Source organism: Pseudoalteromonas sp. G4, from assembly GCF_028875915.1.
Lineage (GTDB): Bacteria > Pseudomonadota > Gammaproteobacteria > Enterobacterales > Alteromonadaceae > Pseudoalteromonas.
In genome coordinates, this window is the sequence record NZ_JAPEHW010000001.1 from 164,500 (window position 1) to 189,770 (window position 25,271).

The window sequence follows — 25,271 nt, forward strand, 5'->3', positions numbered from 1 at the left end:
TTTAACCGTTTATCATTTTTAGTTTTTCAAAATGTTTCAGGTTGTTATGGTTTGTGTATCAAAACAACTAAAACGGGTAACACTATGAAATCAGAAAATGCTATCAGCGCAATTGGCGATACTTTTTTAGCGCCAACAAAAGCCTTTAACGGATTAAAAGAGGCAAAAGGCTGGTCTTGGCTGGCAATCATCTTAATTTTTATTTTTGGCGTTTCTGCGCAAGTAATTTATTTCAACTCAGTTGATCAAGCTTTCTTTGTTGAGCAGCAAGTAGCACAAATGGAACAAAGTGGCGATTATAACCCGGCGCAACTAGAACAAGCCGAGGCGATGACCGCACAGCAGTTCCCAATGATGTGGATTTTCTCTGCAATTGGTGTGTTGATTGGTGTACCAACCATTTTTTGTATCTTTGCGCTTTATTACTACTTGATTGGCAAACAAGATATGGATTGTCATATGAGTTATGGCGATTGGTTTGGATTTACTGCATTCACCAGTTTACCAACTATTTTCGCTGCAATGGGTACTATTGCCTTGGTGTTAACAGCCTCAACCGGTGATATTCCAATGAGTGTCTTAACATTCGCCTCACTTAACCAATTAGTTTTTGGCTTTGAAGCAAACCACGCATTTGCAGGGCTATTAGAAAGTATCAATATCTTTTCAATTTGGTCACTGGTACTAACTTATGTTGGTTTGAAATCTTGGACAAACTTTAGCAATAACAAAGCATTACTATTTGCATTACTACCAAGCCTACTAATTTACGGTATTTGGGCAATCATTGCAGCACTTTAATGTGCTGCTTTTTCAGGGGTTGAAAATGAAAAAACTTGTAATTGTAATTGTTGCTATTGCCGCATTTGTTGCACTGATTGTTAGTCAGCAAATCAAAGGAGACAGTAAAGTACCTGAAGTTAAAGTGACTATTGCAGAAAAAGGTAAAATCAAAGATTCCATCTTGGCATCCGGTACACTGGTGTTTAACACACAAGTACAACTACGCTCAGAAGTCACAGGACGAGTGGAGCGCGTATTTGTAGAAGAAGGGCAACGTGTTGAAAAAGGCGATATGCTAATGCAACTCGACACCGAAGCCTTTGAAGCTGAAGTTGACCGTTATAAAGCGCTAGTAAGACAAAGCGAAATTGATATTGAACGCGCACAAACACAACTCAAAAATTTTGCTTCACAGTTAAAGCGTCAAAAAGAATTATACGATGTCGGTCTTTCGCAACAAGAAGTCTATGACAATGTAAAAAATGCGAAAGAACTCGCTGAAATTGATGTGGAAGCGCGAAAAGAATCACTCAATCAGGCAAAAGCATCACTGTCTATTGCAGAAGATCGTTTAAGTAAAAGTGTTTTTAGAGCAACTATGAGTGGTTTGCTTGCATCTGTAGATATTAAAGAAGGCGAAACGGTTATAGCCGGTACTACCAATATTGTTGGTTCAGATCTGATGTTACTTGCTGATCCAAGTAAAATACTTGCAGAGCTTAAAGTTGATGAAACGGATATCGCAAACATTAAGCTGCATCAAGAAGCTGAAATCTACGCAGCTGCCTACCCAAATAAACCGTTTATTGGGCAAGTAATTCATATTGGCACTTCAGCAAAACAGTTTGCAGGGTCGCAAGGGCGTTCATTTAAAGTAAAAGTACTATTAAATACTGACGAGCGTACACTTTATGCCGGTATGAGCTGCCGTGCTGAAATTGCGACAGCAATAGGCGAAGATGCAATTAAGTTACCTATTGAAGCCGTTCAAAATGAAAAAGACATGCATTATGTTTGGTTGTTAAATGATGACAACACAGTGACAAAGAAATCAGTTGAATTAGGCGTTTCATCAGATATTGAACAAGCTATTGATGATGGCGTCAGTGCAGAGCAGAAAATTGTGATAGGCCCAGCGCGAGCAATTAGCAAATTAAAAGAAGGTGAAAAAGTTAAGATAAAAGCGAATGAAAAGGACACTAAAGATGTCAGTGATCGCGCTTAATAACATTCGTAAAGAATATAATATGGGCGAGCAAACATTCCGAGCACTCGATGATGTGAGTTTAACCATAGATGAAAATGAATATTTGGCGATTATCGGCCCTTCTGGCTCAGGTAAATCAACGCTAATGAATATTATCGGCTGCTTAGATGTTGCCTCCAGTGGTGAGTATGTATTACAGGGTAAACCTGTAAAAAAAATGACAGAAACAGAACTTGCTGGTCAACGTAATAAAAGTGTGGGGTTTATCTTTCAAAGCTTTAATCTTATTCCCCGTGCAAGTGCATTAAGTAATGTAATGCAGCCGCTTATTTATCGCTTTATTTCAGCAAAAGAGAGACAAAAATTAGCGACAGAAGCCCTAGAAAAAGTGGGGCTTGGCGACAAGCTCAATCATTTACCATCACAATTATCAGGCGGCCAAAGGCAACGTGTAGCAATTGCTAGGGCGTTGGTAACTAAACCTGATATTTTATTAGGGGACGAACCAACCGGTAACTTGGATAGTAAAACAACTAATGAAATCATGGCGTTATTTGATGAATTGCACCGTGAAGGGCATACAATAATTCTGGTTACACATGAACAAGAAATTGCTGAACATTGTCACCGCGTAATCCGATTAGTCGATGGTAACGTGGTATCTGACACCCGAAATAGCGAGGAAAAAACATATGTTTAAATCATTTCTTGCGATTATTGAAGGTACAAAGGCTGCACTTCAAGCAATACGTGCAAATGCCATGCGAAGTGCGCTTACTTGTTTAGGTATCATTATAGGCGTTGCTGCAGTTATTACTGTGGTTGCAGTAATGCAAGGTTTTACTAAGCAAATTAACGACCAACTTGCTGATATGGCACCCGATGTGACAACCATTAAGCCTTATACAACGCCACAACAAGAAATGCTTGGTAAGCGCTCTTACCTAACAGTGAATGATTTTGAAACACTCAAAGGTAAAGTTGATGGGTTTGATACGATAACAGCCCAAATGATGGCATTTCGTTTTCAAGGTGCGGTGGAGTACAAAGGTGAAAGCCATAACACGCGAGTAGTAGGTACAGAGTCGAATTACCAAAAAGCCTATCGCATTTATCCTGAATCGGGACGCTACATTCGACCTCAAGACGATGAAAAACGCCGTCGCGTTGCGTTTATAGGGGAAAGTTTAATTGAAAAATTAAAGTTACCTAAAAACCCTGTTGGCGAATATATTAAACTTGGTGGAGAGTGGTTCCGAATTATTGGTGTTGCTGAAAAGCAAGGTAGCTTTTTAGGCTTTGACCAAGATGATTACATTAATATTCCGATTAGTACCATGCAATTGCTTGAAGGAAATCAGCGCAAACCTTACTTCCAAATTATGTTTCGCTTAAAAGCTGATGTTGATGAAGCTAAAACACTAGCGCAAATGAAACGAATCTTGCGACAAAATCATAAGCTAACAAAAGATGAACATGATGATTTTGAATTTGAAACGGCTGAAAAGGCGCGAGAAAACATTGATAAATTTACAGGAAGTGCAACGGCCATAACTGCAGGTATAGTAGGTATTAGCTTGATTGTCGGTGGTATTGGTGTAATGAATATTATGCTGGTTTCGGTAACTGAGCGCACGCGTATTATAGGTACATTAAAGGCATTAGGCGCAACACCTGGCTTCATAATGCTGCAGTTTTTGGTTGAAGCGGTGGTTTTAAGTCTTTTTGGTGGCATTATTGGGCTTGTGACAGGATATGGCGCTGCTGCTGCAATTTCCGCAATTGTACCCGGTATGCCAGATGCGTACATTCCGATGTGGGCAATTTTGTTGTCATTTGGATTCACTTCTGCAATCGGTGTTATCTTTGGATTGGTACCTGCAATTAAAGCTGCAAGACTCAACCCCATTGATGCATTAAGATACGAATAACAAGTGGGCATTAAGGAGTTTAAAATGAAAAAATGGTTTTTCGCCTTACTGGTAAGTACATTTTTAGTTGGTTGTGACTCAAATGAAGTGGGTGATGTATCACTTGGTATGTTTACGACTAAAGATATAAAGCTTAATCACTTTAAAGACCCAATTATTACCGGGGTGACATGTCATGTTGCATCAATTGAAGCAAATTTGAGCCTATCCGACCCAAGTGATAGCTCAATTGCTTGCAGACAAACAGGCCCAATTACCAAAGAGATGATTGCAAAAATAGATATGTCTGATTCAGGTGAAGTGATTTTTAAAAAGTCTAAAAGTGTATTATTCAAATCGATGAAAATAAGACGCGTTTTAGATAAAGAAAACCAAACATTGATGTATCTTGCTTATTCTACAAAAGAAACTTCTGGTAGTTTTAAACACAGTTTATCGACAGTACCACTGTGGAGAACTAAAGCGTATAATTTCCAAAGCATAGAAAATTAACATTAAATTCGGCTTTGCTATGTTAATTTGTGAATTGTAAACAAAAAACCAAATAGGAGATTTTGATGATTGTTTTAAACCCAACCGGGTGTAATGCATAAATAATTTCACCCGGTAACAATTACCGGGGTTAAAGCCCCTTTTTTAAATATTAAAGGGCATAAAATGATAAATATTAGCAAGTTAAACCTTATTGGCTGGCAGCCATTCTTTCAACAACAATTAACTATGGAAGAGTGGTCAGACACAACACTAGTACGTGTAATAGAGCAGCATCGCAATCAAATAGTTGTTGATAATACAGAGCAGCTACTAACGTTGCCAATAACAGTGACAACATCAGAGTATGTTGTGGGTGATTGGCTGTTACTTGATGAAGCGCATAATTAATTAGGTTACTTGAGCGTAAAAGCTTATTTTCACGAAAATCAGTAGGCTCACAACGTGAAGTACAACACATTGCTGCGAATATAGACGTTGCATTTATTATGTGTTCACTTAACGATGATTTTAATTTGAATCGGATTGAGCGCTATTTAGCATTAGTGAATGAGGCTGAGTGTGAAGCGGTTATTATTTTAACGAAAGCGGATCTAGTTGATGATTGCGTGCAAAAGCAAGCATTAGTACAAGCGTTAGATCCACAACTAAACGTTGAAGTAATCAATTGTTGTGACGATAAAGCGAATGAACAACTTGCACCTTGGCTAAAACCGCAAACAAGTATTGTATTGCTTGGTTCATCAGGTGTTGGTAAATCAACTTTAAGCAACACGCTTTTAGGTGGAAGTGTGCAAACTACAGGTGCAATCCGTGAGCAAGAAAGTAAAGGGCGGCACACAACTACCAGTCGTCATTTACTTATGCTTGAAAGTGGAGCGGTCATTATTGATACTCCGGGCATGTGTGAATTGCAGTTAGCCGATGTAACTTACGGCATTGAGGCGACGTTTAAAGATATTGAAACGTTATCAAATAACTGTAAATTTGCTGATTGTTGTCATACAACTGAACCTGCTTGTGCAGTGAGGATGGCAATTGAATTGGGTGAATTATCTGAGCGTCGGTTTTTGAACTTTCAAAAGTTACGTAAAGAAAACCAGTTTAACACGGCCTCTTTACAAGAGCGGCGGGCACTTGATAAATCGATGAGTAAATATTACAAACGTACTCAGAGCCAAGCGGTTAAATTAAAACGATTAGATAAGATGAATTAGACTATCAGGGAGCAAATGCTCCCTTTTTTATACTTTAAACCGATTCACTAATTGCTCTAAATTTGCCGCGATATTTACAAGGCCTCTAGCTGTTTCAGCTGCTTTTTCTGCGCCAGCAACAGTTTGCACTGCCATTTCATTAACTTGGCCAACACTGTCAGTAATTTGCTGCGTTACCACATTTTGCTCTTCCGAAGCCCCCGCTATTTGCATATTCATATCCCTAATGGTGCCCACAGAACTCGAAATAGAATCAAGAGCCAGATTGGTTTCATCGGCTTTTTCTGTTGTGATACGAGCACTTTCTAAATTGGCATTCATTTGGTCCACTGAGGTTTTAGCTTCGTTTTGTAACTTATGTATCATGGTTTGAATTTCTTCAGTACTCTGCTGCGTGCGACTGGCCAAACTTCTCACTTCATCAGCAACTACGGCAAATCCACGTCCTTGTTCACCTGCGCGTGCTGCTTCAATAGCGGCATTAAGTGCAAGTAAATTTGTTTGATCCGCAATTGCTCTGATCACATCAAGAATTGACCCTACAGATTCAGTTTCGCTTTCTAAATTTTTAATAGAACTACTAACTAATTCAATATTACTGACCAGGTTATCAATAGCACTTCTCGTATTATCAACTACTTGCTTACCTGTATGGGTTTGCTCGTCAGCATTTGTCGCTGCATCTGCAGCAAGTTGCGCGCTTTGAGTGATCTCCGCAACGGTAGACGCCATCTCATTCATTGACAGCACAGTTTGATTTAGCTGTTCCATTTGGTGCTCAGCACCTTGCATTGAACTAGCTGTATTTTCATCCAAAATAGTGGTTGCACGGGAAAGTTCCTTAGTGGCTGATTTAAGGTTATCAATGATATGTCTTAATGTTTCGACCATCTCGCCCATGGCTTTATAAATACCTGTCTCATCACCATTTTTAGAGAAGGAAATAGTGAGATCGCCATCAGCTATACGATTGGCAATATGTTCAATTTCAATTGGCTCACCACCAATTGGTTTACGTATTGTTACAGTAATAAACCAACTAAAGAATACGCCAACAAGTATTACTATAATTGATACAATAATAATCGTAGTTATGGTGTTTTGGCTTTGAGATTGTACAAGTGGACCTAATGTGTCTTGATCTTGTTTAACGGATAATTTGACTTGTTCAAGATCAGAAGCAATTTCAGGGCCTACTTTGTTAAGTACACCTTGAATAATCAAATTACGTTCGGTTATTACTGCATTAACATTATCAATTCCAGCAACATATAATTTGAGTAATGTAGTTGCTTCTTCTAATAGAGCACGTCGGTTGTTAGATTGTGTATTGTCATCGAGCTCTGCAAGGTGCTCGTTTAAAGTACTAAATTCTTGTTTTGCTCTTTGATAATCTTGTTGAGTATTGGTGACTAAAAATTTGGTGGTATAGAGCCTGCCTAGCAATAGTTGCTCTTGAACAAGTGCTGCAAAATAGGTGACATCAGTGTCGCCATCTTCATATGCTGTTCTAATGATTTCACTGATGTTTCTTCGAATTTTAGTGCCATTTGCATCTAATTGCTTTGATACAATGTCATTGCGTTTTTTAAAAAGTTCGACAACTTTATAAAAACCTTCTTCATATGCAATAACTTTATCGTAGGAGCTATGAATTAAACGTGAACGTTCTGGTTCAACAATCTCCTCTTTGGCTTGATGCAGTAGTTCGTTTAGTTGTTTTTCGCGCTCTTTAAATTGCGTAACGCTTTCAGGGTTTTGCTCTTTTAAAAATTTAAGTGCATTAAGCCTAATATGAAGTAAGTTAGACTGCACCATGGCTGCTAAGTTACTGTCTCTAGCAAGTTCACGATATTCTACAAAATTTGTATATCCTCTACTTAAACCAAAGTAAGCGATTGAAGCGAGGAGAACCATTAATCCAATCATGGCACCAAATGATATCGATAGTTGCTGAACAAGCTTTAACTTAGTAAACATGGAGCCTATCCTTCTGTGAAGAAGTGTTTTAGGAAAAATTTAAGTTAAGTATAGATAGAAAAATCAGAGTAATGCTAAAAATTCAGTAATGAAAACAGAATTGTTTTAATGAGAGATTTTGCAAGTGTTAAAAACTGGTATGCTTTGCGGGAAATTATGTTTCTTTGAAATAGTAAGAAAAAGAAATAGCCAGAAAATTGATCAAAGAAAAATTATTATTAATAAAAAAAACGCAGGACACGCCTGCGTTTTAAAAAGTGTACTATTGAGCTAGAGATTAATGCTCAAAAAGTGCTGAAATAGATTCTTCGTTGCTTACGCGACGAATTGTTTCAGCAAGCATATCAGCAAGTGTAAGCACTTTAATCTTATCGATTGCTTTAAGCTCATCAGTCAGAGGTACTGAGTCAGTTACAATTACTTCATCAATTACTGAGTTTTTGATGTTTTCTGCAGCAGCTCCTGATAATACTGGGTGTGTAGCGTATGCAAATACACGGCGTGCGCCATGCTCTTTTAACGCTTCAGCGGCTTTACATAATGTGCCACCAGTATCAATCATATCGTCAACGATAATACAGTCACGACCTTCAACATCACCAATAATGTGCATTACTTGCGAAACGTTAGCGCGTGGGCGTCGCTTATCGATAATCGCAAGATCCGTGTCGTCTAGTAATTTTGCAATTGCACGAGCACGAACTACACCGCCGATGTCTGGTGATACAACTACAACATCTTCAAATTTCTTAGCTTTCATATCTTCAAGAAGAATTGGGCTACCGAAAACATTATCCACAGGTACGTCGAAGAAACCTTGAATTTGCTCAGCGTGTAAATCAACCGTAAGAACACGGTCTACACCAACGCTTGAAAGGAAATCTGCAACTACTTTCGCGGTGATTGGTACACGAGCACTACGCACGCGACGATCTTGGCGAGAATAACCGAAATATGGGATAACCGCAGTGATACGGCCAGCTGATGCACGACGAAGTGCGTCAACCATCACGATTAATTCCATTAAGTTGTCATTAGTAGGCGCACAAGTAGATTGTACGATGAAAACGTCAGAACCACGCACGTTTTCGTTAATTTGAACGCTAATTTCACCGTCACTAAAACGACCAACTTCAGCGTCACCAAGATCAATGTATAAGCGTTTTGCAACTTTTTGAGCTAACTCAGGCGTTGCGTTACCAGCGAAGAGCTTCATGTCTGGCACGGTAGGTTTCCTCAGGCACTTTTTTGGGTAACGTTAGTTACCAATAATTAATTTAGTTTAGTACGTAGCTCCGAATGTGCTGGAGATATGTTCGTACTTCTTGCTACAAAGCCTTGCCAAGAGTCAGGGAGCATATTTAACGCTGCTTGGGCTGCGTGTTGTGTTTCAAAACTGACAAAACAACATGCGCCGGTACCTGTCATTCTCGACGGAGCGTATTTTAACAACCAGTTAAGGGTCTTTTCAACCTCAGGATAGCGCTTTTTCACTAACTCTTCGCAGTCATTGCGATGATTAACGCTTTGCCAATGGCTTGATAATTTAGGTGTATTACGTGGTAAGTCAGGATCGTTGAAGATTAATCCTGTACTAATATGCACATTTGGGTGAACTACTAAGTACCATTTTGTGGGTAATTCAACAGCTTCAAGTTGCTCACCGATACCATGTGCAATCGCCGCGCGACCATTTATAAATACAGGAACGTCAGCACCAAGTTTTACACCAATTTTAGCAAGCTCTTGCAATGATAAATTTAATTGCCAAAGAGCGTTTAGTGCAAGCAGGGTAGTTGCTGCATCGGAAGAGCCTCCGCCAACACCGCCACCACTTGGTAAACGTTTATCAAAAGAAATCTCAGCGCCTAATTTGCAACCAGTCGCTTCTTGTAATGCAACTGCTGCTTTGTAAATTAAATTATCGTTATTATTTAGCCCTGTAATTTGTGTAGTTAATACAATATTGTCGCTTGTGGTCGTTTTAAAATGAAGGGTGTCACCATAGTCTAAAAAAACAAACAGTGTCTCTAGTTCATGATAACCATTATCTAAACGGCCGTTTATATGAAGAAATAAATTGAGTTTTGCTGGTGCAATTAAAGAAAGTTCGTTTAAATCTGCCATGAATATACTTTTAATTTAAGTTTTACACTGTTGTGGGTAAGCGAAATTGAATAAGGCAGCCAATAACCACCGTGTTTTTTATAATCGTTGTACGAAATTTGCCACTGTTCACCTTTCGAATCAGTTAACGTAGCTTGGTTAACACGGTTTAGTTCATCTGCTAGATACTTTGTGGTGTTTGGTAAGCCTTTCAACCAATTTGGATCATCTAAAAACGGCAAATTCATGCCTGTTAACCAATAAACTAATTGTTGCGCATCCTTTCCAGAATGCGTTTCGCCATCAAATTCAAGAGTTGCTTGGTTTGCTGTTTTTTCGAGTGTTAAAACAGATGTACCCACAAAACTGGTGAGATTTAAATTATCTTTTAGCGGGGTAGTAGACCAAAATAAATTTGCGCTTTGTCTTTTGTTTGGTTGAATAATCGCCAGTTTTCCTTGGGCTTGCCAGGTATCCTGTTGAAGTAATTGTCTTTGCCAATTTTCTTTTACTGTCGCATTATCGAAGTATTGACTTGCACAGCCACTCAAAAAGACCAAAAATATGACAAATATCATGCGTAATTGCATCAAATCTTAAATCCTTACTTTTTTTATTGACTTGATTTACGTAAAATTAATCGCTTTAAAACGTGCTAAAAACAAATTGTAGACATAATGACCATAGTTGCTTTAGGCATTAATCATAAAACAGCATCAGTAGAACTCAGAGAACGCGTGGCGTTTTCACCCGAGCAAATTGATGTTGCCCTTTCTCAGCTTTGCCAACAATCTGGTGTAAATGAAGCCGTTGTTGTGTCTACCTGTAATCGTACAGAACTCTATTGTATCCTTGAAAATCAACATCCCCAAGTGCTTATTGAGTGGTTAGCGCAATTTCACAAAATTGGTGAGAATGAACTAGCTGAGCATATTTATCAGCATCAAGACTTTGCGGCTATCCAACATTTAATGCGCGTATCGGTCGGGTTAGATTCATTGGTATTAGGTGAACCACAAATACTTGGTCAGATAAAACAGTCCTATGCTAAAGCGAAACAAGCTGGGGTTGTTAATGCATTACTTGAACGCTTATTTCAGAAATGTTTTTCAGTAGCGAAACAGGTACGTACCGAAACAGATATCGGAGCGAGTGCCGTTTCTGTAGCTTATGCTGCGGTAAATCTAGCAAAACACATCTACGGTAATTTAGAACCAACCAAAGTGCTTTTGATAGGTGCAGGCGAAACAATCGAGCTAGTAGCACGTCATTTATATCAAAATGGCTGTCAGCATATGACGGTTGCCAACCGTACGTTATCTAGAGCGGAAAATTTAGCAGCAGAATTTAACGCGAAAGTTGTACCTTTAGCACGTGTGCCGGAAAGTTTAATTGAAGCTGATATCGTAATCAGCTCCACAGCAAGTACTTTACCGATTATTGGTAAGGGAATGGTTGAACAAGCTCTTAAAGCGCGTCGATATAAGCCGATGCTTTTAGTAGATATTGCCGTGCCGCGTGATATTGAAGCGCAAGTAGCAGAACTTGATGACGCATATCTCTATTCAGTTGATGATTTGCAAGAGATTGTTAATCAGAATATGGAATCCCGTGAACGTGCTGCGTCTGAAGCTGAAGAAATCATCGTAAATAAAGCCAATGAATTTGTCACTTGGCGAAATGCGCTAGATTCTGTCGATATAATTCGCAGTTACCGCGAAAATATTGAACAAATAAAATTAGAGTTAGTACAAAAGGCGCAAGGTCAGTTAAAATCAGGAAAAGATCCAGAGAAAGTATTAAATGAGCTTGCTAACAAATTAGCAAATCGCATTATACATTCACCTACAAAAGCGATTAAGCAAGCGGCAGAAGAAGATGATATTGCCAAGCTTGCACAAATCAAAAAAGTTTTAGATTTAGATAATTAATAGGCGTCAAGCTTAAATGAAAGAATCCGTTTATAGAAAGTTAGAAACGCTGGTTGAGCGTTACGAAGAAGTACAAGCACTGTTAAGTGACCCTGAAGTTATTTCAGACCAAGACCGTTTCCGTTCGTTATCAAAAGAGTACTCAGAACTTGAAGAAGTAACAAAAGCATTTAACGCATATCGTCAAGCTGAAGAAGACGTTGCAACAGCTGAAGAAATGCTAAAAGACAACGACCCTGATATGCGTGAAATGGCGCAAGAAGAATTTAAAGAAGCAAAAGCCAATATCGAAGCGTTAGAAGATGAACTTCAAGTGCTTATGCTACCAAAAGATCCACGCGATAATAACAACGTATTCTTAGAGGTACGTGCAGGTACGGGTGGTGATGAAGCTGCTATTTTCGCAGGTGATTTATTCCGTATGTATAGCCGTTACGCTGAAACACAGAAATGGAAAGTTGAAATTGTGAGCACGAATGAAGGTGAGCACGGTGGATTTAAAGAAATCATTGCTAATATTTCAGGTGATGGTGTTTACGGAAAACTTAAATTTGAATCAGGTGCGCACCGAGTACAACGTGTTCCCGAAACTGAATCGCAGGGTCGAGTTCATACGTCAGCCTGTACTGTTGCAGTTATGGCTGAAATTCCAGAAGCTGAAGCAATTGAAATTAATCCGTCAGATTTAAAAATCGATACTTTCCGTGCATCTGGTGCCGGTGGTCAGCACGTAAACAAAACTGACTCAGCAATTCGTATTACGCACTTACCAACAGGCGTGGTTGTTGAATGTCAGGATGAGCGTTCTCAGCATAAGAATAAAGCGAAAGCACTAAGTGTACTTGCATCACGCTTACAACAAGCGGAAGATGAAAAGAGAATGGCTGCCGAGGCAAGTGAACGACGTAACTTAGTGGGTAGTGGTGACCGTTCAGAACGTATTCGTACTTATAACTATCCGCAAGGTCGTGTAACTGATCACCGTATTAATTTAACGCTTTATAAGCTAAATGAAATAGTTGAAGGTGATTTAGGCTCAATTGTTGATCCGCTTGTGCTTGAACACCAAGCTGATCTACTTGCAGCGATGGGCGATGAGTAATTATTCACTTGAACAAGCACTTGCGTTTGGCGCAAGTGCTTTAAATACGACCTCTGAATCCCCTAAATTAGACGCTGAAGTATTGCTTCTTGCGACCATAAACCAATCACGTACCTATCTTTTTACATGGCCTGAAAAAGAACTTACAGATGATCAGCAATCACACTTTATTGCTGCAATTGAAAAACGTAAGTTGGGAAAACCTGTGGCGCATATTACACAGTGCCGTGAATTTTGGAGCCTAAATTTTAAAGTAAGTCCCGCGACATTAATTCCGCGTCCAGATACCGAAACGCTAGTTGAACTTGCATTAACTAAAGCCACAGAAAAGACAGGCAAATTACTTGATTTAGGCACAGGCACAGGTGCGATTGCTTTATCGCTTGCTAGTGAACTTGTGAATTGGCAAGTAACTGCGGTTGATTTTAAACCGGAAGCAGTTGAACTTGCTACCGAAAACAAACACGCGCTCCAAATTGAAAATGCTGAAATTTTACAAAGTGATTGGTTTAATGCGTTGAGTGATTCACAGTTTGATATTATTGTTTCAAACCCTCCTTATATCGACCCTCAAGATCCACACTTACAACAAGGCGATGTTCGTTTTGAACCTCTTTCTGCATTGGTTGCTAAAAAGCAGGGCATGGCGGATATTGAGCATATAATAAAAGCAAGTCGTAAATATTTGAAAGCAAAAGGCTGGTTATTGATAGAACATGGTTACGATCAAGGTCAGTTAGTGCGTGATTTTTTTGCAAAAATGGCATATAAAGTTATAACAACAGAGAAAGATTTAGGCGGCAATGACCGTGTTACCTTAGCCAAATGGGACCCAGATTAGTTATTAAAATCGGTGCGTTAGCTAAGCAGTCATAAGGGGTATGGATAAGATGGCAAGTGATTTTTTATTTTCAGAAGAATCAGAGCAAACACCTGAGCAAGAAAATAACCACGGCAGCTGGAAAGTATTAATTGTTGATGATGAACCCGAAGTTCATGCCGTAACAAAGCTTGCACTGAGTGATTTTTCTTTCCAAGGGAAACGTTTAGAGTTTTTCAGCGCATTTTCAGGTAAAGAAGCTGAGCAATTGATCCTTGCACATCCCGATGCCGCAATTGTGCTGCTTGATGTGGTGATGGAAACGGACGATGCGGGTCTTAAAGTTGCGCAATATATTCGTGAAGACGCCAAGAATAATCACGTACGTATTATTCTACGTACAGGTCAACCAGGACAAGCACCTGAGCGCCATGTAATTGTTAATTACGATATTAATGATTACAAATCCAAAACAGAACTAACCGCGCAAAAACTGTTTACAGTTGTGATGTCTAGCTTGCGCTCTTACCGCGATATTCTTTCAATTGAACACTCGCGACAAGGGCTTGAAAAAATTATCACAGCATCACGCGACATATTTTCTGCACATTCAATGGATACGTTTATCCACGGTGTAATGCAGCAGCTGACTTCTATTCTTGGCTCTGTGGATGAAGCTATGTACGCCACATCGCTTGTTGCTAGCAATCCCAATGAAAAAGAACAAGAACTAATTGTATTTGCTGGACAGGGCGAATTCGAAAAAAGTGAAGGCAAGCCTGTTAGTAATGTCCTCACGGAGAACCAGTTACTAGCGTGTAAAGAAGCGCTGCAAAATAAGAGTATTGTTTATAAAGAAGATTATTTGTTTGCGTATTGCTCTAGCCGTTTTAATCATAACTCAATGTTATATGTGTCGGGTATTCCAAAAAGTTTGACTCAAACACATAAAGATCTGATTGAAATATTTTCTCAAAATGTACAAATTGCTTACGAAAATGTGCAATTACAGTCTGAAATTGAAGATACACAGCGTGAAATCGTATATCGCTTGAGTGAAGCGGTTGAGCAACGCTCTTCCGAAACAGGCAATCATGTAAAACGTGTTTCTTTAATCAGTTATGAATTGGCCAAAGGCTATGGTTTAACTGAAAAAGAGGCTGAGATTCTTCGTTACGCAGCACCATTACACGATGTGGGTAAAGTGGGTATTCCTGATACTATTTTACATAAACCTGGTGCGTTGGATGATACAGAATGGAAAGTGATGCAAACTCATGCCATAAAAGGCCATGATATTTTAGCAGGATCTCGTCGTGACATAATTCAAGCTGGTGCAATATTATCACGTGACCATCATGAAAAGTGGGATGGAACGGGTTATCCTCGCGGTCTTAAAGAAGAAGAAATCCATATTTATGGTCGAATTGTCGCATTAGCTGACGTTTATGATGCGCTAAGACACAAGCGTTGTTATAAAGAAGCATGGACATTAGAGCAAGTTGTTGAAGAATTAACAAATCAACGAGGTAAACATTTCGAACCAAAATTGGTTGATGTATTACTTAACAATATTAATACCTTTGAACAAATTTTAAATAATTATCCAGAGTAGTAAAAATGGAATATACAGCGTTAAAACATACCCATATGTTGTTTGCACTAATCAGTGTTGTGCTCTTTTATATACGAGCATTTGCAAGAATTAAACAGCTTAATTTAGCTAAAAATAAATTGCTCTTTATAGGTAGTCATAGTGTAGATACACTGTTGCTGATTTCTGCTGTAGCACTTGCAATGACATTAGGAATGAGTCCTCATAATCAACCATGGTTACTAGAAAAGATTATTTTAGTGGTTGCTTATATTGCAGTTGGCATTTTCATGGCAAGGCAAAAACACATAAAAGGCCAGCTTTCCTTATTGTTGCTAGCAACTACAGTTATTTTTGCAATTTTCTATCTTGCAAGGTTCAAAACACCATTTCTTTTTTAAAGGCTGATTTTTCAGCCTTTTCTTTTGTATTTTGAGTAATTCACTTTTAACAAAGTTTAACAGATTCAAATTCTTTTTGAGCTAAAGCATAAAGTTAGCCTCTATTCTTTATCTATTCTGCTGTGAACGTTGGTATTCATAGTAAAACACGATAAACTGGCAGTAATTTTTAGTAACTATGAGACCGAAGGGTATTGATGTTTGATATCTCTGAGGAAGAATACACAGCAGCAGTCGAAGCGCCAGTATTTACGTGTTTAAATCATGAATCATCATGGCTCAATAAATTCGACCACCTTGCATGTAAAGATAAACTTTCTGAACTTGTCTTAATGGCTGTTAAAACACAAAAATCCGAAAACACAATCGAGCAAAATCTAAATTCATTGTTAGATAGTTTTTACAGTGATTGGGCTTTTAGTGGCACCAGCCAGAAAGTACCGATGAGTTTATTAAACAGCGTTGCTTACACCTTGCATTATCGTACTGGGAGTACAATTTCTCTTGGTATGATTTTAACGTATGTGATGGAGCAACTCGGGTTTGATGTTGAAATGCTGGTCTTTGAAAATGATATTCAGGTTTTACTGGAAGTAAGCCAAGGCGAAGGCTATTTAATCGACCCATGTTCTGGCTCCCAGCGTTGGTATATCAAGCCTGAAAATGATGAAGACAATAGCCTTGAAAATGCATTTCAGCAATTGTTTGAAGAAGACGTTGAGAAATTATTTTTAGCACATCAAAAATGGGCATTTATAAGCGAAAAACGCTACGGCGAAGCATTTAAATGTGTTGAAAAGTTAATGGTCTTAACGGGGGGGGATCCTTATGAGCTTCGTGACCGTGGCTATTTATTACAAAATCTAAACTGCGACGAATTAGCTAAAAAAGACTTTGAAAAGTTTATTGAAGAATGCCCTGATGACCCATCAATTGAGCTATTACAAAGCCAAATTGAGGAAATGGATAAGCATCTTCGCACCATTCATTAATTAAAAACAAAAATACAGGAAGCAAACTAATGGACTCTCACTCGGTTATGTTCACAAACGACGCAGTCGTTATGGGCATGTTGGCCATTATTTTAGGATTTGTTTTTTATACATCTAATCTTAAAAGAGGTTTTTGGGCAAAATTTTATAAATATGTACCAGCGCTTTTAATGTGCTATTTCTTACCGTCATTATTAAATACATTCGGCATAGTGGATGGCGAAGGGAACAAAGTATATACCGTTGCTAAATATTATCTGTTACCTGCTTGTTTAGTGTTATTAACATTAAGTATTGATTTAAAAGCAGTTGCAGCCCTCGGTCCTAAAGCAATTATTATGTTTTTAACTGGTACGGTAGGGGTTGTGATCGGTGGACCAATTGCGCTTTTAGTAGCCGCGACTTTGATGCCAGAATTGTTAGGCGTAGATGGTGCAGGCGAATTATGGCGTGGTATGGCGGCACTTGCTGGTAGTTGGATTGGTGGTGGCGCCAACATGGTTGCGATGAAAGAAATTTACCAAGCCAATGGTGATATCTTCACAATTATGGTGACAGTAGACATTGTTGTAGCCAATATTTGGATGGCAGGCCTGTTATATCTTGCGGCACGCCACAAAGAAATTGATAAGCATACCGGTGCTGATACCAGCTCTATTGATAAACTAATTGATACAGTAACCCATTTTGAGAAGCAGAATTCACGTAAACCAGAATTACGAGATTTAATGCTATTAGTCGCTTTTGGTTTTGGTGCAACAGGTTTTGCGCACCTAATTGCAGACACTGCAGTGCCTTTTTTCCAAGCGAATTATCCCGAACTCGAAAAGTTTTCACTGCATTCAAAATTATTCTGGATCATCTTTGTTGTCACAACAATAGGTCTTAGCTTGTCATTTACCAAAGCACGTCAATTTGAAGCAGTAGGTGCATCTAAAGTGGGCGGTGCATTTTTATATATTCTTGTTGCCACTATTGGTCTTCATATGGATATTGGTAAAGTTTTTGAAGCACCGAAATACGTTATTATTGGTTTAATCTGGATGGCTGTGCATGTCATTTTATTATTTGTTGTTGCTAAGCTAATTAAAGCGCCTGTTTTTTATGTTGCAGTAGGCAGTAAAGCAAATATTGGTGGCGCAGCGTCAGCACCTGTTGTTGCTTCCGCGTTTCATCCTGCATTAGCACCTGTTGGGGTACTGTTAGCTGTGTTAGGTTATGCTTTAGGTACTTATGCGGCTTGGTTCTGCGGACAGGTCTTACAACTCGTTGGAAGTTAATAATTCAGTTAGGAATTTGAATGAATACACAAATTATTAAAGTAGGTAACTGCGACGTTGCCAACGACAAGCCATTTGTTTTATTTGGCGGAATGAACGTGCTTGAATCACGTGACCTGGCAATGCAAATTGCAGAGCATTATCTTGAAGTTACATCAAAGCTAAATATTCCATATGTGTTTAAAGCGTCATTTGATAAAGCAAATCGCTCTTCAATAAATTCATATCGTGGCCCTGGTTTAGATGAGGGTCTTAAAATATTTGAAGAAATTAAGAACACTTTTAATGTGCCAATAATTACAGATGTGCATGAACCATATCAAGCAGCACCTGTTGCTGAGGTTGTTGATGTAATTCAATTGCCAGCATTTTTAGCTCGTCAAACAGATCTTGTTGTTGCAATGGCTAAAACAGGTGCAGTGATAAATGTTAAAAAACCACAGTTTTTAGCACCTCACGAAATGCGTCATATTATTAAAAAAATTAATGAAGCAGGTAACGACCAAGTTATTTTGTGTGAGCGTGGTTCGAGCTTTGGCTACAATAACCTCGTTGTTGATATGCTGGGAATGGATGATATGAAGCATCAAGCGCCCGTTATTTTTGACGCAACTCACGCATTACAACGCCCAGGAGGACGTGCCGATTCAGCAGATGGCCGTCGTGCACAAGCAGCAGAACTGGCAAGAAGCGGAATGGCATTAGGCTTAGCAGGTTTATTTATCGAAGCTCACCCTGATCCTAACATTGCAAAATGTGATGGTCCGTGCGCATTGCCGCTTGCAAAGCTTGAAGGGTATTTAAGTCAAATGAAAGCGGTAGATGAGCTTGTGAAAAGCTTTGAGCCATTAGATACTTCTGCAAGTTAATAACTTAAAAAAACACCGGCAAACGCCGGTGTTTTTTTGTATTTAAAAATTCATACTAGCTGTTTACTAACTTCAAATTATTAAAAAAAAGAAATCTCAAACAACGCAGGTTCAGCTTTTATAGTGTTTAAATTCCTTTGATTAGAATTTTAACTCGAACTCTTTAATAGAAATGCTTGAACCAGAATTTCCAATAACGTAGAGTATTTAAGTCTTATTTTTATATGGAAATTGAAAAATGTTAAGATCAATCACACTTTCACTCGTTGTACTTTCTTCACTTACTCTTGCAGGTTGTGGCTCTACACCACCAATTCAAGCACAAGAAAAAACCATAGCATATAATGGAAAAACGTATGTTTTTGGTGGTCAGTACGACACAAAACGTAATGAAGTACAGCTAACTGTGAATGGTGATCCTGTAATGAAGGGCCGTTTCCCGCCGTATACACCAACACTTAACTTAGATACAAATTACCAAGATGTGAATGTTTCAAGCTATTGTTACTTTAGCTCGGTATTGAATAATCAAGGTGGTGTTTTTGGTGCGGTAGCTGGCGCAATTCAGTCATCTAACTCTAAATCTGGTGATAAATGTGAAGTTAAAATTGCTGGTGAAATTGTAGAAAGCCTTTATTTCTAATTGAATGAAAGTGTAGCCAAAGGCTACACTTTTTTATAATGTTAATAGTAACGTAACTCGTCAACTTTGCCCCAAAACACCCTGTAAGAAAACGCCGTATACGCTAAAATTGTTGGCACAACAATTAATGCTCCCCACAGTAAAAAGTTAAGTGATTCAGGCGCTGCAACAGCTTGCCAAATAGTTAACTTTCCTGGAACGATTTCAGGGAAGAAGCTAAATGCTAAGCCAAAGAATGACAGTGAAAATATCAACAAGGCAAAAATAAAAGGCAGGCTCGCTCCGATATTAGGCTTGCACTCTAAACGCTTTAATACAAACCAACATAAAACAAAAAAACTGGCGCAAATAAGCGGAATTGGAATTAAAATCAACGCATAAGGGAAGGTAAACCACTTTAAATATATTTCAGGTGAAATAAAGAGATTCACTAATGACACTGAAAAAATACCCAGAAAAGTGATTATAACAGTGGATTTACATACAGATATGGCCTTTTTCTGCAGTGCATCTTCAGTTTTCATTACAAGCCATGCACTACCAATAAATGAATACGCCGCGGTTACGCCAATTGCACTTAAGACTGCAAAACCATGAGATTCAAAACTATTATTAAACCCCATTACATATAAACCAAGCATATAACCTTGAGCAAGTGACGCAAGCAGTGAACCTAATTTGAACACGGTATCCCAACTTCGTTTATGGGCTACAATTGCTTTAGCTCTAAAATCAAATGCAACACCTCGCATTATTAAAGCAATCAACATGAAAGTGCAGGGAATATAAAGTGCCTGCAATACAATGCTGTGCGCTGTGGGAAAAGCAATTAATAGCAAACCAATTGCAAGCACCAGCCAAGTTTCATTGGCATCCCAAAAAGGGCCTATAGAAGCAATCATGGTATCAGCATCTGTTTCATTATCTAGAGGCAATAAAATACCGACTCCCAAATCATAACCATCTAAAACAGCATACATTAAGGTAGCTAAGCCCATTAGGGATACAAAAATCACAGCAAGCGTATTTTGATCAAACATAAGCATTCTCTCCATTTGGTGAAATTGTTTTGATAGGTTGTTCAGCCATATCAAACTCTTCAATTTCTACTGCACGGCGTGCCATTAAAAAGACAGTGTGAAGGTAAGCGACTAGTAAGACGGCATAAACACTTAGATACATTGCTAAGCTAAAGCCAACATTTGCTGGGGCAATTTGAGTTGCAGCGTCCGATACTTTTAATACACCACTGACAAGATAAGGTTGTCTGCCAATTTCTGTTACATACCAACCAGCAAGAGTTGCAAGCCAGCCTGAAAAGGTAAGTAATACAAAGCTACGCATTAACCAAATTGGCAATTTTTTTCGTTTTTTAAGCTGATAAACACCAAACCAAGACGCAGCAATCATCAATAATCCAAGGCCAACCATAATTCTAAAACCAAAAAAGACAGGTTTTACAGGAGGGTGCTCGCCAATAAATTCATTAAGCCCTTTTATTTCACCTTCCCAGTCATGGGTAAGAATAAAACTGGCCATGTTTGGAATACCTATCTCGAAGTGGTTAGTGCGGCTTTCTTCATCAGGTATGGCAAATAGCAATAAAGGCGCGCCTTTTTCGCTATGCCAAACGCCTTCCATTGCAGCAATTTTTTGCGGCTGATGCTTGAGTGTATTTAAACCATGCAAATCACCTACAAATGCTTGAAGTGGAGCAAGCACTGCGGCAACAATTAATGCGACTTTTAGTGTTAGTTTGGGGGCTTGTTTGTCATCACCTTTTAATAATCGATAACAACTAATACCAATAATTAAAAAACTTGCAGTTAAGCCTGATGCAAGCAGCATATGAGTTAAACGGTACGGAAAACTTGGATTAAAAATTATTGCAAACCAATCTGTTGGATACGCAACCCCGTCTCGCATCTCAAAGCCTGTCGGTGTTTGCATCCATGAATTTAGGCTCAAAATCCAAAAAGCTGATAGCGTAGTACCAAGAGCAACAATAAAGCATGCAAGGGTATGGACTTTCGGTGGCACACGTTTAATACCAAAGAGCATAATGCCTAAAAATGTGGCTTCTAAGAAAAATGCCGTAAGCACTTCATAACCGAGAAGAGGGCCTGCAATATTACCGACCTTTTCCATAAAACCTGGCCAATTTGTGCCAAATTGAAAAGACATCGTAATGCCACTAACCACTCCTAAAGCAAAGGATAAAGCGAAAATTTTCACCCAAAAACGATATGCACGCATCCAAACAGGATTACCTGTCATATCAAATCTGACTTTAAAGAATACTAAAAACCAACACAAAGCGATGGTAATAGTGGGAAATAAAATATGAAAACTAATGTTGGCCGCAAACTGTATGCGTGAAAGCATTAATGTATCCAACATAAACAACCCCAAAATGAGGCTATCAATACTTATTCCTTTAAAAATGTATTGAATAGCACGACGACAAAAAACACCTTATTTGGTGCACAAAAAAAGCGGAATGGTTATTTACCATTACCGCTTTTTAAAACCTTATCTTTAAATTCGAGTACTTTGACTACACCAGAGCCAAGCTTCATTAATGTGGTTAACTTCTCTGGGCTCATACTTTGTAATTCACTTGCCCAGACTGTGATTGTTTCAAGTAAATCATGGATTTCAGCCATTTTATCTTGTGCATATGCTTCTTCGGCATTCGCGGGCTCGTCGATAATAGAAGCGCGCAAGAGAGATAGGGTTGGGTCCATCTCTCTTTTTCTGCGCTCTTCGAAAACTCGGTTTGCTAACTCCCAAATATCACCAGCAGGTGCGTAATAGTCTTTTCTATCACCTGGTTTATGAATAACAGATACTAAACGCCATGACTGCAGCTCTTTAATTGCCATACTGACATTACCGCGAGAGATATTAAGAGTCTCTGACAAATCAACGGCACTAAGGGGCTGTTCACTCATGAGTAATAATCCCATGATTTGGCCAATTGTACGGTTAAATCCCCAACGACTGCCCATTTCACCGCAGTGCATGACAAAACTTTCGATTTTTGGTGTTAATAACATTTTAAACTTTCAATAATTTCTGAAACTTTAAAATAATGGTAATTGTATACTTGATGTAGATCAATATTTTTATTGAGATAACAGGAAATAAATTGAAGGGCTTTTAGATTTAGTAACGATATAGGTGATTTTTATATGAATTTATGATGTATCAATTTGGCTAGAACTGAAGCCAAAATAGGGTGATTAATAAAAGCTTCATTAATATGAGTTATGTTTTAATTTGGGAGTTAAAATGTCTTTATTGTGCTTTTATAGATTAAAACTGTTGTTATGCTTGTGTTGTTCATCGCAATTTTAAGTGTGCATGGATGGTTTTAACATTATAAGTGATACTGAAAACTTCTTTTTTTATGCGGCGAATTAGGCAGTTATAAATATTAATTAAAAAAAATCGTAAATTTATTGTTTAATAATTGGTAATAATACTTCTATACTCTTATTGAAATTTATTGATGTGCAGTATCCATGTGGAATAAAACAAGCTATTTAACCTTTATCACTTCTTTCTTATTTAATTCATTATTACTTTTCTTAAGCTTTACAACTTCTGCTAATTACACAATTGGTGTGATTGGCAAAACTAAAAATGATAGTTTTTATATTCAGTCGTTTAAAGGGTGTGAAGCAGTAGCCAAAAGCGTTCCCGATTTAAGATGCATTTATGATGGTGCTGACGATTTTCAAGATATTCGTGGTCAAGTATTAAAAGTAAATCGTCTGATTGATAATGGCGTTAATGCATTACTTATATCAACCACAGATTCTGAGTTTTTGGTGAATGGTGCATTAAAAAGAGCGTATGAGAGAAATATTCCTGTAATTACGTTTGATTCAGACTTACTACCGCAACATCATGATTATCGTATGGCTTATGTAGGTACCAATAACTTTGATTTTGGCGTTGCGCTAGGTCAATACATCAAAGATCATGTTAAAAATAAAAATACGGTTTGTTTGCAATCGGGTCACCCATCAACACCTAATTTAAACGAGCGTATAAAAGGTGTTCGTCATGCGCTAAGTGGGCAGAGTATTCAACGCTTGAAAGGGCAGCAAGGCTGGTATGAACATGAATTATGTCCACTTTATAGTTTAGGCAAACGCGGTCTGGCATTAAGCCAAATGGTAGGCAAACTAAAATTAGAACCTTCTCCAATTTTTGTAGCAGTTGCAGGCTTTGCACAATTTAACCCGCGTTATATTGAACAAATGGCACTTTTTAAAAATAAGATCAAAAAAGATCAAGTTGTTATAGTGTCAGCAGATACAGAAGCGCTACAACTAAAAGCACTTGAAAAAGGCCTATCGACGGTAAATATTGGTCAAAAACCGTTTGATATGGGAAAAAAAGGGGCTGAATACCTCTATCAGTTTTTACAAAGCAAAGAAAAGCCCAAACAAGAATTTACTTATTTAGGCTTTCATTATTGCGATAAAAACAACGTACAAACATGCACTGTAAATTATTAATGTATTCATGTGTCCGCTTTACAGCATTGGCACTATTGAACACACTAAAAGCGCGGCCATAATCCAATTAAATAACTTAACTTTTAGTGGTGATTCAATAAATCGCTTCATTTGTTTTCCTAGTACCAACCAGCAGAAAATGGCTGGAAAATTCACAAGTAGAAATACAAAAGTTACAAATAAAACGGCACTTAGCGTTTGTTCGTTTGCATAGATGGCATTCACACTTATCGCCATTGTCCATGCTTTTGGGTTAACCCATTGAAATATTACTGCCTGTAAAAAAGTAAATGGTTGTGGGTTAGCTGAATCGCATTTAACAACATGGTTGTTGGCAATTTTATAAGCCAAATAACTTAGGTAGATAATACTTACCCATTTTAATATTTCATAACTTATTGGAAAAAGGTTAAACAGTTTTCCAATACCAATACCGACCAGTAAGACCATCATGGCAAAGCCAAACGTCACACCAAATAGATGATTCAGTGAACGCTTTAGACCAAAATTTAATCCAGAGCTAAGCAACAATAAATTATTAGGACCAGGAGTTATTGAAGAGACGAAGCAAAACGTGACTAGGGCAATGAGTATTTCTGTATTCATAGATTATTCTCCAGTAGATTAAACAAGAGAATAATTTACTTTTAACGCAATTTGGCATCTTATATTGTTATCTATAAGTATTTAGAACAATTTTAATTAAGCATGGATAAATATAACGAACAAATATTGTTTGAGTTAACTCGCAATAGCAATATATCAAACATAGAACTTGCTGAACGGATCGGATTATCACCGTCGGCATGTCTAAGGCGTGTTCAGGATTTAGAACGTAAAAAGGTGATAAAAGGCTACAAAGCGACGATTGATACAGAGCAGTTAGGTATAGGTTTTAAAGCATTTGTGACCGTAGGATTATCTGTGCATACAAAAGCTGCGCAAACACAATTTGAGCAAGCAATTACATTATCAAAAGAAGTACTCGAATGTCATAACGTTACCGGTGCTTTTGAATATATTTTGCGAGTAGAAACTGCTGACCTTAAAAGTTACAAGCAATTTCATACGAATGTATTGGGTGATATTGAACAAGTGGCGACGATTACAACGCATGTTGTAATGGCTTCGGTAAAGGATTCTTGATTAGCGAGCCATAGTGCTAGCAATTTATTTGCAGTTCTCCAAAGCGTATAAATAGCTTTCTGGTTAGCCTAATGTTGTTTCTAGGTAATTATCGGTTAGTAAGGTTCATTTTGAGAGCTGTTTTACTTAGTCACTTAACACATAATCTAAAAGTCTTTAAATATCAATATTTTGATTTATTAATACAATTTAAGGCAAGAGCTATATTATTTAGTTATGTAGAGTATGTAGTATTGACATAAATC

26 protein-coding genes are annotated in these 25,271 nt (G+C 38.1%); 18 read left to right on the forward strand and 8 right to left on the reverse strand.

Going from position 1 to position 25,271, the window contains the following annotated elements:
• Window positions 1-84: 84 nt before the first annotated feature.
• The 7 genes from ON073_RS00700 to rsgA all read left to right on the forward strand — a co-directional run bounded on the left by ON073_RS00700 (window position 85) and on the right by rsgA (window position 5,630).
• Window positions 85-801, forward strand: a complete 717-nt coding sequence (locus ON073_RS00700; protein WP_274759937.1) for a YIP1 family protein — start codon at window positions 85-87, stop codon at window positions 799-801.
• A gap of 25 nt (window positions 802-826) precedes the next feature.
• Entirely contained in the window at window positions 827-2,008 is a 1,182-nt protein-coding gene (locus ON073_RS00705) for an efflux RND transporter periplasmic adaptor subunit (protein ID WP_274759938.1), read from the forward strand.
• Window positions 1,989-2,690, forward strand: a complete 702-nt coding sequence (locus ON073_RS00710) for an ABC transporter ATP-binding protein (protein ID WP_274759939.1) — start codon at window positions 1,989-1,991, stop codon at window positions 2,688-2,690. The genes ON073_RS00705 and ON073_RS00710 overlap by 20 nt, the downstream gene beginning before the upstream one ends.
• Window positions 2,683-3,921, forward strand: a complete 1,239-nt coding sequence (locus ON073_RS00715; protein WP_274759940.1) for an ABC transporter permease — start codon at window positions 2,683-2,685, stop codon at window positions 3,919-3,921. Before ON073_RS00710 ends, ON073_RS00715 begins: the two co-directional genes overlap by 8 nt.
• 24 nt (window positions 3,922-3,945) lie before the next feature.
• Complete coding sequence (locus ON073_RS00720) at window positions 3,946-4,413, forward strand: CreA family protein (RefSeq protein ID WP_274759941.1); 468 nt, start codon at window positions 3,946-3,948, stop codon at window positions 4,411-4,413.
• A 165-nt stretch (window positions 4,414-4,578) separates the two neighbouring features.
• Complete coding sequence (locus ON073_RS20530) at window positions 4,579-4,803, forward strand: hypothetical protein (RefSeq protein ID WP_342455405.1); 225 nt, start codon at window positions 4,579-4,581, stop codon at window positions 4,801-4,803.
• A 68-nt stretch (window positions 4,804-4,871) separates the two neighbouring features.
• Window positions 4,872-5,630 carry a ribosome small subunit-dependent GTPase A gene (gene rsgA, locus ON073_RS00725; RefSeq protein ID WP_342455406.1) on the forward strand — a complete coding sequence of 253 codons (759 nt, stop codon included), beginning with the start codon at window positions 4,872-4,874 and terminating at the stop codon, window positions 5,628-5,630.
• Window positions 5,631-5,657: 27 nt separating this feature from the next.
• On the opposite strand, the gene ON073_RS00730 is transcribed toward rsgA, so the two are convergent.
• The 4 genes from ON073_RS00730 to lolB form a co-directional block, all read right to left on the reverse strand.
• A complete protein-coding gene (locus ON073_RS00730; RefSeq protein WP_274759942.1) occupies window positions 5,658-7,610 on the reverse strand; it encodes a HAMP domain-containing methyl-accepting chemotaxis protein in 1,953 nt (650 codons plus the stop codon).
• A gap of 277 nt (window positions 7,611-7,887) precedes the next feature.
• Window positions 7,888-8,835, reverse strand: a complete 948-nt coding sequence (locus tag ON073_RS00735) for a ribose-phosphate pyrophosphokinase (RefSeq protein WP_274759943.1) — start codon at window positions 8,833-8,835, stop codon at window positions 7,888-7,890.
• Window positions 8,836-8,882: 47 nt separating this feature from the next.
• Window positions 8,883-9,737, reverse strand: a complete 855-nt coding sequence (ispE, locus tag ON073_RS00740) for a 4-(cytidine 5'-diphospho)-2-C-methyl-D-erythritol kinase (RefSeq protein WP_274759944.1) — start codon at window positions 9,735-9,737, stop codon at window positions 8,883-8,885.
• Window positions 9,725-10,306 (reverse strand): lipoprotein insertase outer membrane protein LolB, encoded by a 582-nt coding sequence (lolB, locus tag ON073_RS00745; RefSeq protein ID WP_274760020.1) that lies wholly within the window; start codon window positions 10,304-10,306, stop codon window positions 9,725-9,727. Before lolB ends, ispE begins: the two co-directional genes overlap by 13 nt.
• Window positions 10,307-10,393: 87 nt before the next feature.
• Here lolB and hemA point away from each other — a divergent pair, with 87 nt between their 5' ends.
• From hemA to ON073_RS00790, 9 genes are all read left to right on the forward strand, one after another.
• Window positions 10,394-11,647, forward strand: coding sequence for a glutamyl-tRNA reductase (gene hemA / locus ON073_RS00750; RefSeq protein ID WP_274759945.1), 1,254 nt, complete (start codon window positions 10,394-10,396; stop codon window positions 11,645-11,647).
• 16 nt (window positions 11,648-11,663) lie between these two features.
• Entirely contained in the window at window positions 11,664-12,749 is a 1,086-nt protein-coding gene (gene prfA / locus ON073_RS00755) for a peptide chain release factor 1 (protein ID WP_274759946.1), read from the forward strand.
• Window positions 12,742-13,590 carry a peptide chain release factor N(5)-glutamine methyltransferase gene (prmC, locus tag ON073_RS00760; protein WP_274759947.1) on the forward strand — a complete coding sequence of 283 codons (849 nt, stop codon included), beginning with the start codon at window positions 12,742-12,744 and terminating at the stop codon, window positions 13,588-13,590. Before prfA ends, prmC begins: the two co-directional genes overlap by 8 nt.
• 49 nt (window positions 13,591-13,639) lie before the next feature.
• The gene (locus tag ON073_RS00765) at window positions 13,640-15,184 is read left to right on the forward strand and encodes a DUF3369 domain-containing protein (RefSeq protein ID WP_274760021.1); all 1,545 of its coding nucleotides are present in this window, start codon (window positions 13,640-13,642) and stop codon (window positions 15,182-15,184) included.
• A 5-nt stretch (window positions 15,185-15,189) separates the two neighbouring features.
• Window positions 15,190-15,564, forward strand: coding sequence for a SirB2 family protein (locus tag ON073_RS00770; protein WP_274759948.1), 375 nt, complete (start codon window positions 15,190-15,192; stop codon window positions 15,562-15,564).
• A 197-nt stretch (window positions 15,565-15,761) separates the two neighbouring features.
• The gene (locus ON073_RS00775) at window positions 15,762-16,556 is read left to right on the forward strand and encodes a tetratricopeptide repeat protein (RefSeq protein ID WP_274759949.1); all 795 of its coding nucleotides are present in this window, start codon (window positions 15,762-15,764) and stop codon (window positions 16,554-16,556) included.
• Window positions 16,557-16,585: 29 nt separating this feature from the next.
• Complete coding sequence (locus ON073_RS00780; protein ID WP_274759950.1) at window positions 16,586-17,836, forward strand: DUF819 family protein; 1,251 nt, start codon at window positions 16,586-16,588, stop codon at window positions 17,834-17,836.
• Window positions 17,837-17,856: 20 nt separating this feature from the next.
• Window positions 17,857-18,705, forward strand: a complete 849-nt coding sequence (gene kdsA / locus ON073_RS00785) for a 3-deoxy-8-phosphooctulonate synthase (protein ID WP_274759951.1) — start codon at window positions 17,857-17,859, stop codon at window positions 18,703-18,705.
• Window positions 18,706-18,943: 238 nt separating this feature from the next.
• The gene (locus ON073_RS00790; RefSeq protein WP_274759952.1) at window positions 18,944-19,348 is read left to right on the forward strand and encodes a hypothetical protein; all 405 of its coding nucleotides are present in this window, start codon (window positions 18,944-18,946) and stop codon (window positions 19,346-19,348) included.
• Between the two features lie 41 nt (window positions 19,349-19,389).
• On the opposite strand, the gene ON073_RS00795 is transcribed toward ON073_RS00790, so the two are convergent.
• From ON073_RS00795 to ON073_RS00805, 3 genes are all read right to left on the reverse strand, one after another.
• On the reverse strand, window positions 19,390-20,388 hold the full coding sequence (locus ON073_RS00795; protein ID WP_274759953.1) for a cytochrome d ubiquinol oxidase subunit II: 999 nt from the start codon (window positions 20,386-20,388) through the stop codon (window positions 19,390-19,392).
• Window positions 20,381-21,748 (reverse strand): cytochrome ubiquinol oxidase subunit I, encoded by a 1,368-nt coding sequence (locus ON073_RS00800; protein ID WP_274759954.1) that lies wholly within the window; start codon window positions 21,746-21,748, stop codon window positions 20,381-20,383. The genes ON073_RS00795 and ON073_RS00800 overlap by 8 nt, the downstream gene beginning before the upstream one ends.
• 104 nt (window positions 21,749-21,852) lie before the next feature.
• On the reverse strand, window positions 21,853-22,407 hold the full coding sequence (locus ON073_RS00805; RefSeq protein ID WP_274759955.1) for a GbsR/MarR family transcriptional regulator: 555 nt from the start codon (window positions 22,405-22,407) through the stop codon (window positions 21,853-21,855).
• A 468-nt stretch (window positions 22,408-22,875) separates the two neighbouring features.
• Here ON073_RS00805 and ON073_RS00810 point away from each other — a divergent pair, with 468 nt between their 5' ends.
• Window positions 22,876-23,880, forward strand: coding sequence for a substrate-binding domain-containing protein (locus ON073_RS00810; protein ID WP_274759956.1), 1,005 nt, complete (start codon window positions 22,876-22,878; stop codon window positions 23,878-23,880).
• An 18-nt stretch (window positions 23,881-23,898) separates the two neighbouring features.
• On the opposite strand, the gene ON073_RS00815 is transcribed toward ON073_RS00810, so the two are convergent.
• Window positions 23,899-24,486 carry a LysE family translocator gene (locus ON073_RS00815; protein ID WP_274759957.1) on the reverse strand — a complete coding sequence of 196 codons (588 nt, stop codon included), beginning with the start codon at window positions 24,484-24,486 and terminating at the stop codon, window positions 23,899-23,901.
• 102 nt (window positions 24,487-24,588) lie between these two features.
• Between ON073_RS00815 and ON073_RS00820 the strand changes: the two genes are divergently transcribed.
• Complete coding sequence (locus tag ON073_RS00820) at window positions 24,589-25,026, forward strand: Lrp/AsnC family transcriptional regulator (protein WP_274759958.1); 438 nt, start codon at window positions 24,589-24,591, stop codon at window positions 25,024-25,026.
• Window positions 25,027-25,271 lie beyond the last annotated feature (245 nt).